Here is a 617-nt window from a genome sequence, read left to right as displayed (position 1 = left end):
ACGTACGGCGGCTCGTTCCTGTACCACATCGACAACAACCAGGTGATGGTGGGCTTTGTCGTCGGTCTTGCGTACCAGAACCCGTATCTCTCGCCGTTCGAGGAGTTCCAGCGCTACAAGACGCACCCGGAAATCCGCAAGTACCTCGAAGGCGGCAAGCGCGTCTCGTATGGCGCGCGCGCGATCACGGCAGGCGGCCTGATGTCGCTGCCCAAGCTCGTGTTCCCGGGCGGCGCGCTCGTGGGCGACGACGCGGGCTTCCTGAACGCCTCGCGCATCAAGGGCAGCCACGCGGCGATCAAGACCGGCATGCTGGCCGCCGATGCGGCGTTCGAAGCCGTGCAGGCAGGCCGCCAGAGCGATGAACTCGCGGCTTACCCGGAAGCGTTCAAGCAGTCGTGGCTCCACACGGAACTGTACAGGGCGCGCAACTTCAAGCAGTGGATGAGCAAGGGCCTGTACCTGGGCACGCTGATGGTGGGCATCGAGCAGAAGCTGCTGGGCGGCAACGTGCCGTGGACGCTGCATCACCAGCATCGCGACCACGAGATGCTCAAGCCCGCTTCGCAGTGCAAGCCGATCGAGTATCCGAAGCCCGACGGCAAGCTCACGTTCGA

Annotated in this window: 1 protein-coding gene; it reads left to right on the top strand. The window is 64.5% G+C overall.

The window, feature by feature from the left end; translation table 11 throughout:
• Positions 1-617, top strand: a 617-nt coding sequence (locus ACOJB8_RS41195) for an NAD(P)/FAD-dependent oxidoreductase (RefSeq protein ID WP_475018005.1), incomplete at both ends; no start/stop codon positions are given.

The sequence above is a fragment of the Paraburkholderia sp. BR10141 genome, from assembly GCF_056155635.1.
The sequence above is the reverse complement of the archived record's forward strand: the minus strand, read 5'-3'. Positions and strand labels throughout refer to the sequence as shown.